17 protein-coding genes are annotated in these 16,522 nt (G+C 64.2%); 8 read left to right on the top strand and 9 right to left on the bottom strand.

The features are described from left to right. The 3 genes from AC1DOG_RS13720 (at position 1) to AC1DOG_RS13710 (ending at position 2,735) form a co-directional block, all read left to right on the top strand. Complete coding sequence (locus tag AC1DOG_RS13720) at positions 1–1,008, top strand: type II secretion system F family protein (RefSeq protein WP_113009722.1); 1,008 nt, start codon at positions 1–3, stop codon at positions 1,006–1,008. 13 nt (positions 1,009–1,021) lie between these two features. Further along, positions 1,022–2,008 (top strand): type II secretion system F family protein, encoded by a 987-nt coding sequence (locus AC1DOG_RS13715; RefSeq protein WP_111563096.1) that lies wholly within the window; start codon positions 1,022–1,024, stop codon positions 2,006–2,008. Between the two features lie 94 nt (positions 2,009–2,102). After that, entirely contained in the window at positions 2,103–2,735 is a 633-nt protein-coding gene (locus AC1DOG_RS13710) for a LysE family translocator (RefSeq protein ID WP_477928707.1), read from the top strand. Between the two features lie 7 nt (positions 2,736–2,742). On the opposite strand, the gene AC1DOG_RS13705 is transcribed toward AC1DOG_RS13710, so the two are convergent. Continuing rightward, positions 2,743–3,573 carry a tetratricopeptide repeat protein gene (locus AC1DOG_RS13705; RefSeq protein ID WP_477928705.1) on the bottom strand — a complete coding sequence of 277 codons (831 nt, stop codon included), beginning with the start codon at positions 3,571–3,573 and terminating at the stop codon, positions 2,743–2,745. 144 nt (positions 3,574–3,717) lie between these two features. Here AC1DOG_RS13705 and AC1DOG_RS13700 point away from each other — a divergent pair, with 144 nt between their 5' ends. From AC1DOG_RS13700 to AC1DOG_RS13690, 3 genes are all read left to right on the top strand, one after another. Next, positions 3,718–5,106 carry a leucyl aminopeptidase family protein gene (locus AC1DOG_RS13700; RefSeq protein WP_477928703.1) on the top strand — a complete coding sequence of 463 codons (1,389 nt, stop codon included), beginning with the start codon at positions 3,718–3,720 and terminating at the stop codon, positions 5,104–5,106. A gap of 115 nt (positions 5,107–5,221) precedes the next feature. Further along, positions 5,222–5,566, top strand: a complete 345-nt coding sequence (locus AC1DOG_RS13695) for a MarR family transcriptional regulator (protein WP_477928701.1) — start codon at positions 5,222–5,224, stop codon at positions 5,564–5,566. 16 nt (positions 5,567–5,582) lie between these two features. Further along, on the top strand, positions 5,583–6,440 hold the full coding sequence (locus AC1DOG_RS13690) for a C40 family peptidase (protein ID WP_477928699.1): 858 nt from the start codon (positions 5,583–5,585) through the stop codon (positions 6,438–6,440). On the opposite strand, the gene AC1DOG_RS13685 is transcribed toward AC1DOG_RS13690, so the two are convergent. From AC1DOG_RS13685 to AC1DOG_RS13650, 8 genes are all read right to left on the bottom strand, one after another. Continuing rightward, positions 6,433–7,824, bottom strand: a complete 1,392-nt coding sequence (locus AC1DOG_RS13685; protein WP_477928697.1) for an amidase — start codon at positions 7,822–7,824, stop codon at positions 6,433–6,435. The two genes, AC1DOG_RS13690 and AC1DOG_RS13685, sit on opposite strands and share 8 nt — an antisense overlap. A gap of 63 nt (positions 7,825–7,887) precedes the next feature. Next, a complete protein-coding gene (locus tag AC1DOG_RS13680) occupies positions 7,888–8,751 on the bottom strand; it encodes an ABC transporter permease (RefSeq protein ID WP_477928695.1) in 864 nt (287 codons plus the stop codon). A gap of 1 nt (position 8,752) precedes the next feature. Continuing rightward, positions 8,753–9,700, bottom strand: a complete 948-nt coding sequence (locus tag AC1DOG_RS13675; protein ID WP_477928693.1) for an ABC transporter permease — start codon at positions 9,698–9,700, stop codon at positions 8,753–8,755. Between the two features lie 650 nt (positions 9,701–10,350). Then, the gene (locus tag AC1DOG_RS13670) at positions 10,351–11,880 is read right to left on the bottom strand and encodes an ABC transporter substrate-binding protein (protein ID WP_477928691.1); all 1,530 of its coding nucleotides are present in this window, start codon (positions 11,878–11,880) and stop codon (positions 10,351–10,353) included. A gap of 190 nt (positions 11,881–12,070) precedes the next feature. Then, a complete protein-coding gene (locus AC1DOG_RS13665; RefSeq protein ID WP_477928689.1) occupies positions 12,071–12,988 on the bottom strand; it encodes a LysR family transcriptional regulator in 918 nt (305 codons plus the stop codon). 42 nt (positions 12,989–13,030) lie between these two features. After that, positions 13,031–14,026 (bottom strand): P1 family peptidase, encoded by a 996-nt coding sequence (locus AC1DOG_RS13660; protein ID WP_477928687.1) that lies wholly within the window; start codon positions 14,024–14,026, stop codon positions 13,031–13,033. 171 nt (positions 14,027–14,197) lie between these two features. Continuing rightward, a complete protein-coding gene (locus AC1DOG_RS13655) occupies positions 14,198–14,392 on the bottom strand; it encodes a hypothetical protein (RefSeq protein WP_018899167.1) in 195 nt (64 codons plus the stop codon). Positions 14,393–14,915: 523 nt separating this feature from the next. Further along, positions 14,916–15,557 carry a dihydrofolate reductase family protein gene (locus AC1DOG_RS13650; protein ID WP_477928685.1) on the bottom strand — a complete coding sequence of 214 codons (642 nt, stop codon included), beginning with the start codon at positions 15,555–15,557 and terminating at the stop codon, positions 14,916–14,918. Positions 15,558–15,674: 117 nt separating this feature from the next. Here AC1DOG_RS13650 and AC1DOG_RS13645 point away from each other — a divergent pair, with 117 nt between their 5' ends. Together AC1DOG_RS13645 and AC1DOG_RS13640 are read left to right on the top strand one after the other, a co-directional pair. Next, entirely contained in the window at positions 15,675–16,019 is a 345-nt protein-coding gene (locus tag AC1DOG_RS13645; RefSeq protein ID WP_018899165.1) for an ArsR/SmtB family transcription factor, read from the top strand. 5 nt (positions 16,020–16,024) lie between these two features. Beyond that, positions 16,025–16,522, top strand: coding sequence for an SRPBCC family protein (locus AC1DOG_RS13640; RefSeq protein ID WP_477928682.1), 498 nt, complete (start codon positions 16,025–16,027; stop codon positions 16,520–16,522).

Genomic DNA, 16,522 nt, shown 5'->3' with positions numbered 1-16,522 from the left:
ATGTTCGGTTTCGATCCGATCGTGCTGGGTATCGTGCTGCTCGTGGCCATTTCGGCCGGCGCGGTGTGTTACGGCCTGCTCTTCTCACGGATGGAAACCGAGAAGAAGGCGGCAAGCCGCGTTAGCCGGGTGGCATCGGCCGAACTCGACAAGCAGAACGTCAAGGCCGCACGCGACCGCGTCCAGGAAATGTCGAAGCGTCGCAAGTCGATGCAGGACAACCTGAAGGATCTCGAGAAGCGGCAGCAGGAAAACGCCAAGAAGAAACTGACGCTGAAATCGCGACTGACGCAGGCCGGCCTCTCGATCACGCCCGGCCGTTTCTACATGTTCAGCGCCATTTTCGGCTTTGTGCTGATGTCCGTCGCGTTTCTGGCCGGCGCCCCTACCATGGTGGTGCTCGGGGTGCCTGTTGTGGCCGGGCTCGGGCTGCCGCGCTGGATCCTCGGCTTCCTGATCAAGCGTCGCCAGAACAAGTTCCTCGACGAATTCCCCAACGCGCTCGATGTCATCGTGCGCTCGATCAAATCCGGCCTGCCGCTGAACGACTCGATCCGGCTGATCGCCAACGAGGGCAAGGAGCCGGTCAAGGGCGAGTTCCGGCGCGTGGTCGAAAGCCAGCAGGTCGGCCTCAGCGTGCCCGATGCCTGCACGCGCATGGTCAACCACATGCCGCTGCAGGAGGTGAGCTTCTTTGCGATCGTCATCGCCATTCAATCGCAGGCCGGCGGCAACCTTTCGGAAGCGATCGGCAACCTCTCCAAGGTGCTGCGCGAACGCAAGAAGATGAAGGCCAAGGTCAAGGCGCTTTCGATGGAAGCCAAGGCTTCCGCCGTCATCATCGGCGCGCTGCCGTTCATCGTCGCGACGCTCGTCTACATGACCTCGCCGCAATACATGATGGTGCTCTTCACCGACCCGCGCGGTCACCTGATCATGGGCGCATCGGCGGTATGGATGTCGATCGGCATCTTCGTCATGCGCAACATGGTCAATTTCGATATCTAACCGAGGCAATGCGATGTCGTCCGATCTTGCGAGTTCCCTGACAGACCCTTCGATGCTGATCGCGGTGCTGGTGGCGCTCGCGGTGTTCGCGACGCTCTACACGCTCGCCATCCCCTTCTTCGAGCGCGGCGATCTCAACCAGCGCATGAAGGCGGTCTCGACGGAGCGCGAGCAGATGCGCGCCCGCGAACGCGCGCGGATGAACGCGGAATCGACCGGCAGCAAGGCGTCGCTGCGCACGCAGAACAACCGCTCGGTTCGCCAGATCGTCGAACGCTTCAACCTGCGCGAGGCGCTGGTCGACGAGAACACCATGAACAAGCTGCGCGCGGCGGGCTATCGCTCGGAAAACGCGCTCAACATGTTCCTAGTCGCGCGCTTCCTCCTGCCCTTCTGCTTTTTCGCGCTGGCGATCTTCTGGGTGTTCGGCCTCGACCACCTTGTCGACAAGCCGACGCCGATCCGCTTTCTCGCGACGCTCTGTTTTGCCTATGTCGGGTTCTACGCACCGAACATCTTCATCTCCAACAAGATGAAAAAGCGGCAGCATTCGATCAAGCGCGCCTGGCCGGACGCGCTGGACCTGATGCTGATCTGCGTGGAATCCGGTATTTCGATCGAAGCCGCGATGCGCCGCGTCTCTGAAGAACTCGGGGAAGCCTCTCCGCCGCTCGCCGAAGAAATGGTGCTGACGACGGCCGAGCTCTCCTTCCTGCCGGATCGCCGCGTGGCGCTCGAAAACCTCGGTACGCGCACGCAGATTCCGATCGTGCAGTCTGTCGTGCAGGCGCTGATGCAGGCCGATCGCTACGGTACGCCGGTCTCGCAGGCGCTGCGCGTGCTTGCCCAGGAAGGCCGCGACGAGCGCATGAACGAGGCGGAGAAGAAGGCCGCCGCGCTGCCGCCGAAACTTACCGTGCCGATGATCCTGTTCTTCCTGCCGGTTCTGGTCGCCGTCATTCTCGGACCCGCCGGTATCCAGGTCGCCGACCGGTTCTAAGCGCCTCGACCGAGCACTACCGATTTTTAGGATGGACCGCCGCGCGGGGTCGTGTGACATTCGACGACGTCACCCCCACCCACGGACCATCGCCATGTCGTCACTCAGCGTCTTTCTCAGCATTATAGCAACGCTCTCGATCGGGGCGATGAGCCCCGGGCCGAGCTTCGTTCTCGTCTCCAGGATCGCCGTGTCGCGCTCGCGCGTCGACGGGCTTGCGGCGGCTGCCGGCATGGGGCTCGGCGGGGTGTTGTTCAGCATCCTGGCGCTGGCGGGGCTGACGGCCCTGCTCTCGCAGTTCGGGTGGCTTTATCTGGCGCTGAAGGTCGCGGGCGGGCTCTATCTCGCCTATATCGCCTACAGGATTTGGTGCGGCGCCGGCGAGCCGCTCGAGATCGGCGAGACGACCGCCGCCAACCGCGCCGTCGGCCGCAGCTTCATGACGGCGTTCCTGACACAGGTCAGCAATCCGAAGACGATCGTCGTCTATGCCAGCATTTTCGCGGCACTCTTGCCGAAGACCATTCCGCTGGAATTGTTCGTGGCGATCCCGCTTGGGGTCTTCGCCGTCGAGGCCGGATGGTACACGATCGTGGCGCTGGCTTTCTCGGCCCGGCACCCACGCCTAATCTATCTCGCCGCGAAGAAATGGATCGACCGCGCGGCCGGCGCTGTCATGGCCGGGCTTGGCCTGCAGCTTGTCGTGTCAGGCCTGAGCGGCCGGTAGGCTTTAATCAGTTGGCGCTGCTTGCTTCAGCGCCGACATCCTTGGCGGCGAGCTTCTGCCAGGAATTCTGCTGCGACATCATCGAGCGGAGATAGGCGACGTTGGCATCGGCCTGCTGCGGCGAGAGTTCGCCGCGGGCGATCTTTTCAGCTTCCGGGAAGCGGCCCTGCAGGCCGACGACGAGCGCGAGATTCTGGCGCACGCGGCTATCGGCCGTCGGCTGGCTTGCTGCCTGGCGCAGATAGGTTTCCGCGGTCCTGAGGTCGCGGGTCAGCACGTAGGACATGCCGAGATTGGAGAGGATCGACGGCTCGCCCGGCTGCAGATCGAGCGCGTCGCGATAGCGCTGGCGCGCCTCGCTCGAGCGGCCGAGCTGATCGAGGATGGCGCCTTGGGCGGAGACGAGCTTCCAATCGGGACGATCGGCCGTCTGGGCTCGGCCGATGGTGTCGAGCGCTTGCTGCAGCTGGCCGGCGGCGGCCTGCGCCTTACCGTAAGCGGCCAGCACGTTGCGATCCTGCGGATTGGCGATCGCCACCTGCTGCATGACAGCAAGCGCCTGGGCATCCCTGCCTTGCATGCGCAAGAGATTGGCGTAGTTGACGCCGTTGACGGGATCGCGCGGGTTCTTCTCGTAGGCCTGGCCGACGCGATCGGTGGCGGAGCGCACTTCCTGATCGTTCATCGTCTCGACCGGCTTGTTCAGCGCGACCGGGATGGAGCCCGTGGTCATCTTGTCCTTGGTGGTGTTGCAGCCGGCCAGCATCAGGGCCAGCATCGCGGTTGCCGCGCACTGGAGAAGACGGGTTTTCGAATAAGTGTCGACCAAAGCAGTCATCGCGGTTTCCTGAAATCAGAAATCGGCGCCTGACCTAAAAGCGGAACAGGGAAAGGCTTTGACGCAATCTACGCTCAAGCAATAGTCTGTTAACCCTAACGGAACGTTAAGATGCGATTCCCGGACGACGCCTAAGGATAAACAATGCCCCCGTTCCAGTTCATCGAAAGACCGACCCCCTTCAATAGCAAGGGCGGCCAGACCCTGCCGATCTTCGCCGTCACGCCGGCGCATATCGAAACCGGGACGATCGATCCGATCGCGCTCGATTGGGCGAAGAAGGCAGGCTACAAGGCCGAGAGCGGCTCGCTGCTGCTGATCCCGACTTCGGAAGGCCATCTCGGCGGGGCTCTCTTCGGCCTCGGCACCAATCCTTCGGAACAGCCCTATATCACCGGCAAGCTGGCGCGCGCGCTGCCGGCGGGCGATTGGCACATCGAGACGGCGCCGCTGACGGCCAACCGGCTGGCGCTCGGCTTCGGCCTCGGGAGCTACCGCTTCGACCGCTACAAATCCGAAAAGCAGCCGGCCGGCACGCTGATGATCCCGCGCGATGCCGATGCCGCCGATATCAAGCGGCAGCTGGCCGGCGTGTTCCTTGCGCGCGACCTGATCAACACACCCACCAACGACATGGGCCCGAACGAGCTGGAAGCGGCGTTCCGCGGGCTTGCGGCGCATTACAAGGCGGAGATCTCGGTGATCTCGGGCGACGACCTCCGGCATAACTTCCCTCTCGTGCACACGGTCGGCCGCGCCAGCGCCGACGCGCCGCGCCTGATGGAGCTGCGCTGGGGCAAGAAGGGGCATCGCAAGATCACGCTGGTCGGCAAGGGGGTGTGCTTCGACACCGGCGGTCTCGACATCAAGCCCGCCTCCTCCATGCTTCTGATGAAGAAGGACATGGGTGGGGCTGCCAACGTCATGGGCCTGGCGCTCATGATCATGGACGCCAAGCTGAAGGTCGACCTGCGCGTCGTCATCCCGGTGGTCGAGAACTCGATCTCGTCCAACGCGTTCCGCCCCGGCGACATCTACAAGAGCCGCAAGGGCCTGACGGTGCAGATCGACAACACCGACGCCGAAGGTCGCCTGATCCTCGCCGACGCGCTTTCTTATGCCGACGAGGAAGAGCCGGACCTTATGATCGACATGGCGACGCTGACGGGGGCGGCACGCGTGGCGCTCGGACCTGATCTCCCGCCCTTCTTCACCGACGATACGGATCTCGCGCGAGACCTTATGGAATCGAGCATCGAGACCGACGATCCGCTGTGGCGGCTGCCGCTTTATGCCGGCTACGAAAAGGATATCCGCGCCAAGTTCGCCGACATCACCAACGCACCGGCAGGCGGCATGGCGGGAGCGATCACGGCGGCGCTGTTCCTCAAGCGCTTCGTCAGCCATGCCAAGAGCTGGGCGCATTTCGACATTTACGGCTGGGCGCCTTCGGAGCGTCCGCATTCGCCCGGCGGCGGCGAGGCGCAGGCGATCCGGGCGCTTTACCACCACATCCGCGAGAGCGTGCGCTAGACTCCGATCGTTAAAATTTTATTCACCCTGTGGGGCGGCAGATCAGCCGCCCCATTGCGTTGCGCGAGTGTGTGCCGGAAAATGGAACGCAGGCGTAACGAATGCGGGAGGGGCCGTGCCGATCGAATTGATCGCATCGCAGGCGCTCGGGCTCTGGCATGGCGTCTCGCTCGACCAGGTTCGCCACGACGACCGCGATTTGACATTGCGCCAGATGGCGATCCTGCTGCATATCTATCTCGTGCCGCCGCCGCATACCGTGCGCGGACTGGCCGCCGAGCTCAATGTCACCAAGCCGGTCATCACCCGGGCGCTCGATACGATGGGCGAGATGGGGCTGGTGGACCGGGTGCGCGACGACAGCGACCGGCGCAACGTGCTGATCAAGCGCACCGTGGGCGGCGCGCTTTACCTGGAAAAACTGGGCGACCGCGTGCGCGAGCACGGGCGCCGGCTGTGACTTTGAGGACAAGACCATGACCACGCTCGACCGCCGCCTGCACGCCTTCAGGGAAGACCTCGCCGAGCGCGGGCTGGAAGGACAGGTCACGGCGCAGCGCTTTACCGACGGGACGCCGGCACGCGTTACCGTGCCCGTCGTGGGGCTGCGGCCGCGACCGGACGCGACCATTGGTATCGACACCGAACTCTTGTTCGGCGAGGACGTGACCGTGCTCGACCGCGCCGACGGATGGTGCTGGATCAAGGCTCGGTCCGACAACTACGTCGGCTATCTGCCCGAGAGCGCTGTGAGCGATAAGGTGCCCGCGCCCACCCATATCGTCACCGTTCAGCGCACCTTCCTCTATCGCGAGCCGGAGCTGCGCAAACCCTATAACGACATTCTTTCGATGGGCAGCCGCGTGGCGGTGGCCGGCACCGCGGAGGCGCGCGGCAACCACTATGTGACGCTTGAAGACGGCACTGCCATTTTCGCCAAGCATGTGCAGCCGATCGGCGCGCTTGATCGTGTCGACTATGTCGACATCGCGGCCCGCTTTGTCGAAACGCCCTATCTCTGGGGCGGACGCTCCGGGCTCGGGATCGATTGCTCCGGCCTGGTGCAGCTTTCCATGCTGATGACCGGCCGCGCCGCGCCGCGCGACACCGACATGCAGGCGTCAGCGCTTGGCACACCGATAACCCGCGAGGAGCTGCGACGCGGCGACCTGGTGTTCTGGAAGGGGCATGTGGCGATCATGGAGGATGCGGAGACGATCCTGCACGCGACCGGCCATACCATGACGGTGGTGCGCGAGAATTTCGAAGAGGCCGTGCAGCGCATCGGCTGGCTCTACGAGCAGCCCAACGGTTATCGTCGACCGATCAGCTGACCGGCGGCTTCGGCCATGCGGTGACGCCGCCGGACCATGTCTCGAAGGCTTTCGACAGTCTCAGAACGCGCATGTCGTCGAAGCGGGGGCCGACGATCTGCAGGCCGATCGGCATGCCGGATCGGGAGAAGCCGCAATTGATCGACGAGGCCGGCTGCTCCGACATGTTCCAGGGAACGGTGAAGGCGATGTGCTCGAAGGGCCGGGCCGGATCGTTGGTCGGCGAGGCCCATTCGGCTGGATAGGAGACGATGGGATTGGTGGGCGACAGCACGGCATCGACCGTCTCGAACAGCGCGCCGCAGGCCTTGCGCATCTCGATCGTCTGGTTGAAGCCCTTGACGGCGGCAACGCCGCTGACATCGGCTCCGCCCTTGGCCCAGCCGTAGATATACGGAAGAATGCTCTCGCGGCGCTCCTCACTCAGCCCCTCGATATCGCCCCAGAAGCGGGCGCGCCAGAAATTGTCGAGCCCATCGAGCATCGCCCGCGACAGCACCGGACCGACCGGCACGATGACGGCGCCGGCTTTCTCGAACTGTTTTGCCGCCGCAACGACCGCCGCCTTCACCTCGTCCTCTGCATCAAGGCCGCAGCCGGCGTCGAGCATCAGGCCGATGCGCATGCCTGAAAGATCGATATCGAGATCGGTCCAGTCGATGTCGTTTGGCGGCAGGCTGGTGCCGTCGCGCCAGTCCGGTCGCGAGAGCGTCGCCATGGCGAGCGCCGCATCATCGACTGTGCGCGTCATCGGCCCGGCACAGCGGCCGACGTAATATGGATCGACCGGGATGCGGCCGTGACTGGGCTTGAACCCGAAGATGCCGGTCCAGCCGGCCGGGAGCCGCACGGAGCCGCCGATATCGGTACCGATATGGAGCGGGCCATAGCCGGCTGCTGCCGCCGCCGAGGCGCCGGCGCTGGAACCGCCGGGATTCTGGCTGACATCCCACGGATTGCGACTGAGCTTGTGGAAGCTCGAGAGGCCGGAGGAGAGCATGCCGTAGTCGGGGCACGTGGTCTTGGCGAAGATGATGGCGCCATCCTCGCGCATGCGGGCGGCGAGGGGGGCGTCCTCTAGCGCCGGCGTCAGCTCCACGGCCCTGGTGCCGAGCGGGACGGGCTGGCCTTTCGTAGCGATCAATTCCTTCAGCGTGACCGGGATGCCATCGAGCGGGCCCAGCGTCTCGCCCTTCGCCCAGCGTTCAGTGGAGGCCTTGGCCTGCGCGCGGGCGGCGTCGGGATCGTAAAGATAGAGCGCGGCGATGTGCGGCTCCCAGGCCGCGATATGCGGCTCCAGCGCCAGCCAGTATTCCAGCGGAGACAGGCTCTTCGCCGCAAAGTGCCGCTTCAGGTCGCGGATGCTCAGGTCGATCTCGGTCATGGCGCGGTCTTTCAAAATGACATCATCAAATCAGCGGCTTGTTCAATCAGCGGCCTTTTTCAATCAGCGGCTGGCCTCACGGGGATCCAGGAGATCACGCAGGCCGTCGCCCAGCATGTTGAAGCCGAGGACGGAGAGCGCGATGGCGAGACCGGGGAGGATGGCGAGCCAGGGAGCAAGGGCAAGATAGGTCTGCGCATCGGCCAGCATCCGCCCCCAGCTCGGCGCCGGCGGGGCAAGGCCGAGACCGAGGAAGCTGAGGCCCGCTTCGGTGAGCACCGCGAGGCCAAGCTGGATGGTTACCTGGACGATGAGCTGGCTCATGATATTGGGCAAAACGTGGCGGAGCGAGATCGCCAGCCGCGTATTGCCAAGCGCGCGGGCTGCCAGCACATAATCACGGCTCCAGGCCTGCAGCGCGCTTGCCAGCGCAACGCGGGCGAAGACCGGAATGAGGAAGGTTGCGATGGCGGCGATCGCCGTCAGCCGGCCGCCGCCGAGGAAGGCGCCAAGCATCATCGCCGAGAGGATCGGCGGGAGCGCGAAGATGACGTCGCAGACGCGCATCAGAAGCGTTTCGGAGATGCCGCGAAAGGCGGCCGCGGCAAGACCGGCGATGGTGCCGAGCGTGCCGCCGATGGCGACGGCGACGATGGCGATCGAGAGCGAATTCCAGCAGCCGACCATCAGCATGGAGAGCACGTCACGGCCGAGCTGATCCGTGCCGAGAAGGCCGAAGCCGAGAGGCGGCTGCAGCTTGTGGATGATCTGCATCTTCGTCGGCGGCAGCGGCGTCCAGACGAGCGACACGAGCGCGATGGCCACCAGACACGCGACGATCGCGGCGCCGATGATGAGGTTGACGCGCTTGACGCCGCGCATGCGGCGGCGGCCGATATTTGTTGCGGTCGAGACCAGGGGTGCCATCTCAGATCCCCTTTCTCAGACGCGGGTCGATCGCGAGATAGGAGAGATCGACCAGGAAATTCATGAGGATGACGAGGCCGGCGAAGAACAGCACCACATCCTGCATGACGACGATATCGCGCTGCGACAGCGCCTGATAGGCGAGACGGCCGAGGCCGGGGAGATTGAAGACATTCTCGACCAGGACTGCGCCGGCCACCAGGAAGGTGGCTTGCAGGCCGAGAATGGTGAGGATCGGCACAAGCGCATTGGGCACCGAATGGCGCCAGAGCACGGTGGCTGATGACAGACCCTTGGCGCGGGCGGTTCGGGTGAAATCCTCATGCAGCGTGTCCAGCACCGCCGAGCGGGTGACGCGCGTGAGCACGCCCGCCTGCGGCAGCGCCAGCGCCACTGCCGGCATCAGCAAGGCCTTCAGTGCCGGCCAGACACCGGCGCTCCAGCCCGGAAAACCACCCGCCGGCATCAGGCCGAGCGTGGTCGAAAACAGGATGATCAACAGCAGCGCCACCCAGAAGGCCGGCACGGCGATGCTGACCTGCGAGAAGACGGCCGCGATCGCATCGACAATACCGCCGCGCCTGGAGGCCGCGGTGACGCCGAGGGGGATGGCGATGGCGACGGAGAGCAGGATGGCGATGAGGGCGAGCGGCAGGGTGACGGCGAGGCGCTCGAGAATGAGGCCGGCGACGGGGACGCCATAGGTGTAGGAACGCCCGAGATCGCCGGTGAAGACGCCTGCCAGCCATTCGGCGTAGCGCACCAGGAGCGAGCGGTCGAGGCCGAGTTCGTGACGGAGGGCGGCGAGCGTTTCCGGCGAGGCCGAGGTGCCGAGCATGATCGAGGCCGGGTCGCCGGGGAGCATGTCCATGACGGCGAAGATCAGCAGCGAGACGACAAGCAGCGTGAGGACGAGGCCGGCGACGCGACGGAGCACGAGGGCGATCATGCGGCGGCTCTTGGGGTGGGGAGATCGGTGCGTTTGCTCCCGGCGTGCGGAGCCCCCTCATCCGACCCTTCGGGCCACTGACCGGGGCCGAGCCGCTGGTCTCGACCCGTCCTTCCGCCCCCCGTCGGGGAGAAGGGAAGAGGGAGCGAGCGGCCCGCTACGAGTCTCTTCTCCCCAGCGGGGAGAAGGTGGCGGCAGCCGGATGAGGGGGCCGCAGGCTCGGTGGCCGCGATACCCCCCTCTGTCCTGCCGGACATCTCCCCCACAGGGGGGGAGATCGAATCGTTGCGATGGCATTGCTGAACGTTGAGGTCGGAGCGAGCGGATGCGTCTAGCCGATCTCCCCCCTTGTGGGGGAGATGCCCGGCAGGGCAGAGGGGGGTAACCTTGGTAGGGCGATGGCTCTTTGCGGTTTCGCCGTAAGTGAACGTCGCGCGTGTGGCCCTCTCATCCGCCTGCCGGCACCTTCTCCCCGTTGGGGAGAAGAGACTCGTGGTGAGCCGCTCGCGCAAACCTCCCCTTCTCCCCCACGGGGAGAAGGTGGCCCGAAGGGTCGGATGAGGGGGGGCCGCAAGCTCGGTGCTTGCCGTCAGCGTATCGCTTACCCTCACCTCTCCAACCTCTCCCACCAACACAAACCCTCCCGCCACCTACTCGTCCCAGGAGACGTTGGTGAGCACGTTCGACGGGATCGGCTCGTTTTCCCAGAGGCCTTTCAGCTTCTTGTCCCAGACGCCGAGCTTGGGCATGACGAAGAGGAAGAGGGCGGGGACGTCGTCGGCGAGGATGGTTTGGGCTTCGGCGTAGATCTTGGCCTGCGCGGCCGGATCGGTGGTTTCCTGGACCTTCTTCATCAGCGCGTTGAATTCAGGGTTCTTGTAGTTGAAGTAGTAGGGATCGCGGGAATAGATGTCGATGTCCATCGGCTCGGCGTGGGCGACGATGGTCATCTGGTAGGCGCGGTCCTTCATCACGTCCTGGACCCACTTGGCCGGGAATTCGGTGGGCTCGATGGTCATGGTGACGCCGATTTCGGCGAGCATGGCCTGCATGACTTCGGCGCTGCGCGGCGCATAGGCCATCTGCGGCGACTTGATGGTGAAGGTGAAGCCATCGGGGTAGCCGGCTTCCGCAAGCAAGGCCTTGGCCTTTTCGGGATCGTAGGGCAGCTTGGCCGTCAGGTCGACATAGCCGGGGTCATTCGGCGTGTAGTGGCTGCCGATCGGGGTGCCCAAGCCGGACCAGGCGCCTTCAATCACCGTCTTGCGGTCGATCGCCATCATCAGCGCCTGGCGCACGCGCTTGTCGTTGAAAGGCTTTTCGGCATTGTTCATGCCGGCCACGACCTTGAGCTCGGTGTTGCCGATCTTGGTCGTCAGCCTGGCATCGCCGTCGAAGGAGGTCATCAGCTCGGGCGCTGCGAATTCGGGGATGGCGTCGACGTCGCCGGATTTCAGCGCGGCTGCCTGCGCCTGCGGATCAGCGATGAAGCGGAAAGTCACCTTGTCGAGCGCGACCGACACGTCCTTGTTCCAATAGCCGGCGTTCTTTTCCAGCTCGACCTTGTCGCCCTTGGYCCAGCTGACGAACTTGAAGGGGCCGGTGCCGACGGGCTTGGTCTTATCGTCGGCGGCAGAGTTCGGCGCCACCATGACGGAGGCCGGCCAGCCGAGCCAATAGAGCAGGCTGCCGGTGGGCTCGGAAAGATGCAGCACCAGTGTCGCGGCATCGGGCGTATCGATCGAAGCGATGGAGGCGAAGAAGCGCTTCTGCGGATTGACGGAATCCTTGCCGCGGGCACGGTCGAGCGCGAATTTGGCGGAGGCGGAATCGAAGACCTGTCCGTCATGGAAGGTGACGCCTTCGCGCAGCTTGAACGTATAGGTCAGTCCGTCCGGCGAGATCTCCCAGCTTTTCGCCAGCTGCGGCTGAACCTTGCCGGCCTCGTCGATCGTCACCAGACCCTCGAAGACGTTCTGCCAGGTGACCTGGCCGATGGCGACGGGGGCGGCGATCGTCGGGTCGAGGCCCGTGGGCTCGATGGTCATGCCGAGGCTGAGCGTGGTCTTGGCGGCCTCAGCCGGCGTCAGGCTCAGCATCACCAGCCCGGCCGAGACGGCGGCCCCAAGCGAAAGACGACGAACGAGGCGCGCGGAAGGCGCGAGCGAAAGCTTGATCATCATGTCCCCTTCATGGCCGCCGCTTGCTGCAACTGGCCGATTGCCGATAGAGTGTCATTGCGCCTGTGCACACACAATGACGATTTTGTGTGCTCAGTGTAGCCGAAAGAGCTACACAGGAATTTCCCGCTCGATGCAAGCCCAAGGCGATACAAGTCAAAGACCGTCGGTTGGCGGTCGTTGCATTTCCTCAGCCCTTGCCGACCGGACCGCCGGCGCGCTCGCGCATGAAGCGCTCGATGAAATCGAGAAGCTTGGAGGCGGCAAAGGATAGCTGGCGATCGGGCGCGACACAGAGATCAACATGGGTGCGGATGGCGCTTCTTGGCGCCAGCGGCACGGCCCGCAGCTGGCCGGCCTCGATCTCGCGGCGCACCGTCAGCGCCGGCAGCAGCGTGGCGGCGGCACCGCTCAGCACCAGTTCCTTCAGCATCTCCAGCGAACTGGTGACGAAGACGGCATCGAAGCTCAGCCCGGCCTTTTCGAACAGTGTATCGAAAGCCTGGCGGAAGCCGAAGGATTGGTCGGGCAGCGCCAATGGATAGTCGGCTATATCCTTGAGGCTCACTTCCTGTCGCTCGGCTGCAGGATGGCCTGTCGCGACGATCAGGTCGTAGGCGATCTCGGAGCGCAGGCGGACCTTGGTGCCCGATACGGCCGGCGCAAACAGGGTGACGGCGATATCCGCCTCGCCGCCATTGACCGCCTCGACGGCCTGGCGGGCGCTGGAGATGGTGACCTCGAAATGCAGCTTGGGATATTTGAGGCTGAATTCGGCCAGGGCCGGCGCCAGGAGATTGGCGACGGTGGCGCCATTGGCGTGAATGGCGACACGGCCTGCCTGCAGGCCCTTCAGATCCTCGATCAGCTGGCCGACATGATCGAGCTCGCGCAGGGTCCGGCCGGCGCGGGCCGCGAGCAACTCGCCGGCGGCCGTCAGCTTGACGCCACGGGCGCTACGCTCCACCAGCGGCGCGCCGAAATGATATTCGAGGTTCTCGATCTGTCGGCTGATCGCTGTTGGCGCGACGTTCAGGTTTTCGGCGGCCTGGCGCATCGAATTGGTGCGGACCAGTTCGTCGAAATACATCAGGGCGCGTATCTGCATCTCACCGTCTCCGCATTCGGACCAATACCATGCTCTAATCCATCAGACGCAATCGGCATAGCGGTCCCGCCATGCCGGCTGGGTGCCTTCCACTGGAAGGGCCGTCGCCTCATAGACGCCGCGGGCGATGGAGCGGGCCATGACAAGCGTGGCGAGGTGGCAGAGTTCCAGGAATTCGGGTAGCCCACCGAGTGGCTTCGCGCCGGTGGCGGCGGAGAAGATGGTGTCGCCATCGAGCGGCAGATGCGCGGGCAACAGCGCGCGAGCAAAGCCGTCATGGCCCATGATGGCGAGGCGATGGGCTTCGGCTTTGGTCAGCACCGCGTCGGTGACGATGGCGCCGATGGTCGTGGCGGTGGTGTTCATGCCCTTGAGGCGCATGGCGGTATCGCGCGCGTCGATCGCCTGCGGCAGGCCGAGGCCGCCGAATTCACTGTCTTGTTCGAAAGGCGCCGCCCAGAAATGCGGCCCCTCGCCCACCGTCGCCGAGCCGAGCGCATTGACGGCGACGATGGCCGCGATCGTGTGGCCGGCTGACGAGCGGGCGCTGGCCGAGCCGAGGCCGCCCTTGAAGGTCGCCGTGGTGGCGCCGGTGCCGGCGCCGACCGTGCCGAGCGCGAAAGAACCCTTCGCGGCAGCGCGGAAGGCTTCGTAGCCGAGATCGCGATAGGGCGATTGCAGGCCCCAATCCTTGTCGCCGCCGTTCAGGAGGTCCATCAGGATCGCCTGCGGAACGATGGGGACGCGCTGGTTTCCGACCGGAAAGCCGCGACCCATGGCGCGCAGGCCGGCCTGGACGCCACCGGCGGCATCGAGCCCGAAGGCGGAGCCGCCCGAGAGCACGAACGCATCGACTTCGGCTACTGTCATCGACGGGTCGAGCAGCGCGGTATCACGGCCGCCCGGTGCACCGCCGAGCACGACGCCGGAGGCCACCGCCGGCTTATCGAAAACGATGGCGGTGACGCCGGAGCCGAGGCCGACGTCCGTGGCGTGGCCGACGGAGAGGCCTTCGATATCGGTGAGCAAATTGAGCAAGCGCTGCGTCCTCTTCGTCAGTGGGCTTTTCGCGAACAGGGCGATCAGCAGGAGGCGATAGGACGATATGGAAGGCCAAAAAACAAGACCGGCCCCGCTTCAGGCGGGACCGGTCAGATATCCTCGAATTGTTTTCGCCCGGCCATTTCAAGCCGGCATCGAACCATGCCCTCAGGCATGGATGGGTTTGGGATGACGGCGGGTCATCAGGTCGTGGATCGCGTGCTTGACCTCGGCCGGCGAGCTGAAGTGCTGCTCGTCGAGATCGTGGACGTGATACTTCACGGCGATGAATTTCAGCCGATTTTCATCGGGAATGACGATGCCAACGGGCACGCCTGCGTATTCGATAACTTCTTTTTTCATGCATAGAACTCCTGCCGCGCGGAGTGCGTCGGCGATGGCGAATTGACTTGTCTTTTACCGTTTAAGGGGGGACGAAGGTCACATTCGACAGTTCGGGCGGGAGAGAGCGCCCGGACGGTCACTGCCAAGCACCGGGCGCATCAGGAGCGTGGCAAGAATTTCAAAGTCGTTCATGTCTCATTCCTTTCTTCTGCGTCGTGCTTGCTTCGGGCCCCGGGGCATGCCGGGACCGGCGGTTGGCGTTCCGTATAATCTACCTTATTTGTAGAGAATACATAACGAACTGTCGGAAACATATTCCGAAACGTGTCAAAATGTCGGCGATTAGGAAAATATCATTCCGCCAAATCCGAATTCACGAGAAGACCATTAGCAGGTCTTTGTGCACTTGGTATGACGATACGGAACTCTCCGCCGCTCGCAGCCAGAGATAGGGAGTGCGTCTGATTCCGGCAATGGGGCTTTTGATTAAAAGTCTGTAAGCCTCGAAATGACCGAAATGGTTAATGCCCGCGCGTGGCGATTAACGCTTGAAAGTCAGGTGGATCGTGCCGCTGGGAGCGGTTTCGGATTTGACCGTGTAACCCGCTTCGAGGCCGCGCAAATCATCCCACAGGCGGATGCCGCGACCCAAAAGAATCGGCGTGATCGCGACATGAAGCTGATCGACGAGACCGGCCTTCAGAAAATCGCGCACGACCGTCGGTCCGCCGCCGATGCGTACATCCTTGCCGTTGGCCGCCCTCGTCGCCTGCGCCAGCGCATCGACCGGATTGGCACTGAGGAAGTGGAACGTCGTGCCACCGGCCATCTCGATCGACGGGCGCTTCCTGTGGGTGAGAACAAAGACCGGGCAGCCGAATGGCGGTTCGTCGCCCCACCATCCGCGCCAGTCCGGATCGTCGGGAAAATTGAGCAGTCCAAACATGCCGGCGCCCATGATCTCGGCGCCGATATTCTCGAAATAGGCCCGCGCATAGTCGTCGTCGAGGCCGGTGGTGCCGCTGCCGCTGGTGTCCTTGAAGACGCGTTCGCGGAAGGTCCGCGTGGCCATGTAAGCGCCCACGAGACGTGGCCAATCCTCGCCGAACGGGACTTCGGGCGTCTGGTCGGTCGTCGTGGCGAAACCATCCAGCGAGATCACGAGATCGATACGAACTGCCATCGTGCCATCCTCCTCACAGGTTAGATACTAAGGCTATTGCCTTTGTATCAGATTAAATCACTAAGGCAAGCACCTTTCTAATATTGACCCGCAATCCAGCCTGCCGTAAAAAACGACATGCCCTATCATTCGACCCCGCTCGACCTCGCCTTTCACGCCCTCAGCGACCCCACGCGCCGCGCGGTGGTCTCGCGGCTGGCCGAGGGCGAGGTATCGGTCAGCATCCTGGCGGAGCCCTTCGACATGGCCCTGCCCTCCTTCGTCCAGCATCTGAAGGTACTTGAGGACTGCGGGCTGATCGCCAGCGAGAAGCGCGGCCGTAGCCGCTGGTGCCGTCTGGTGCAGGCGCGCTTCGACGAGGCGGCGGACTGGATGGCATCCGAGCGGCTGCGCTGGAGCCAGCGGCTGGATCGCCTGGAGACTTATCTCGACAATACGCAAGATGAAGTGGGAGGAGATTGAAGCACATGGCAGATCCGTTTGACAGCTGGTCTCTGGACCGCGAAATCGTACTGGTGAAGGTCATCAATCATCCCCGCCACAGGGTCTTTGCTGCCTGGATGGACCCCAATGCCTTGGCGCAATGGTATGGTCCCGCCGGCCTTGCGATCGAGAGCATCGAGGCCGATATCCGCGAAGGTGGCGTGTGGCGGTTCGACATGGTGGGCATGTTCGAGGGCCGGGAGCAGCGCTTTCCCAATCTCATGCGCTTCCTCGAGATCGTGCCCAACGAGCGGATCGTCATGGACTACGGCACGCCCGACCCCGAGGACCCCGATCGCTTCAGGGTGACGGTGACCTTCGACGAGCAGACCGACGGTAAGACGGTGCTGACCATGCGCCAGCTGCATCCCACCCGCGCGCGGCGTCAGTTCGTCATCGGCTTTGGCGCCGTCGAATACGGGCTGCAGACGCTGGATGGTCTGGTGGCCTGGCTGGACGGCCAGGCAGGCGGGGCGGCCTAA

It is taken from the genome of Rhizobium sp. 01N48 (assembly GCF_056399145.1).
This window is presented reverse-complemented; position numbering and strand designations above follow the sequence as displayed.

Bases quoted from the DNA above. Each gene is read 5' to 3' on its own strand.
- AC1DOG_RS13720 (WP_113009722.1), top strand. From the start codon at position 1: ATGTTCGGTTTCGATCCGATCGTGCTGGGTATCGTGCTGCTCGTGGCC.
- AC1DOG_RS13715 (WP_111563096.1), top strand. From the start codon at position 1,022: ATGTCGTCCGATCTTGCGAGTTCCCTGACAGACCCTTCGATGCTGATC.
- AC1DOG_RS13710 (WP_477928707.1), top strand. From the start codon at position 2,103: ATGTCGTCACTCAGCGTCTTTCTCAGCATTATAGCAACGCTCTCGATC.
- AC1DOG_RS13705 (WP_477928705.1), bottom strand. From the start codon at position 3,573: ATGACTGCTTTGGTCGACACTTATTCGAAAACCCGTCTTCTCCAGTGC.
- AC1DOG_RS13700 (WP_477928703.1), top strand. From the start codon at position 3,718: ATGCCCCCGTTCCAGTTCATCGAAAGACCGACCCCCTTCAATAGCAAG.
- AC1DOG_RS13690 (WP_477928699.1), top strand. From the start codon at position 5,583: ATGACCACGCTCGACCGCCGCCTGCACGCCTTCAGGGAAGACCTCGCC.
- AC1DOG_RS13685 (WP_477928697.1), bottom strand. From the start codon at position 7,824: ATGACCGAGATCGACCTGAGCATCCGCGACCTGAAGCGGCACTTTGCG.
- AC1DOG_RS13680 (WP_477928695.1), bottom strand. From the start codon at position 8,751: ATGGCACCCCTGGTCTCGACCGCAACAAATATCGGCCGCCGCCGCATG.
- AC1DOG_RS13675 (WP_477928693.1), bottom strand. From the start codon at position 9,700: ATGATCGCCCTCGTGCTCCGTCGCGTCGCCGGCCTCGTCCTCACGCTG.
- AC1DOG_RS13665 (WP_477928689.1), bottom strand. From the start codon at position 12,988: ATGCAGATACGCGCCCTGATGTATTTCGACGAACTGGTCCGCACCAAT.
- AC1DOG_RS13655 (WP_018899167.1), bottom strand. From the start codon at position 14,392: ATGAAAAAAGAAGTTATCGAATACGCAGGCGTGCCCGTTGGCATCGTC.
- AC1DOG_RS13650 (WP_477928685.1), bottom strand. From the start codon at position 15,557: ATGGCAGTTCGTATCGATCTCGTGATCTCGCTGGATGGTTTCGCCACG.
- AC1DOG_RS13645 (WP_018899165.1), top strand. From the start codon at position 15,675: ATGCCCTATCATTCGACCCCGCTCGACCTCGCCTTTCACGCCCTCAGC.
- AC1DOG_RS13640 (WP_477928682.1), top strand. From the start codon at position 16,025: ATGGCAGATCCGTTTGACAGCTGGTCTCTGGACCGCGAAATCGTACTG.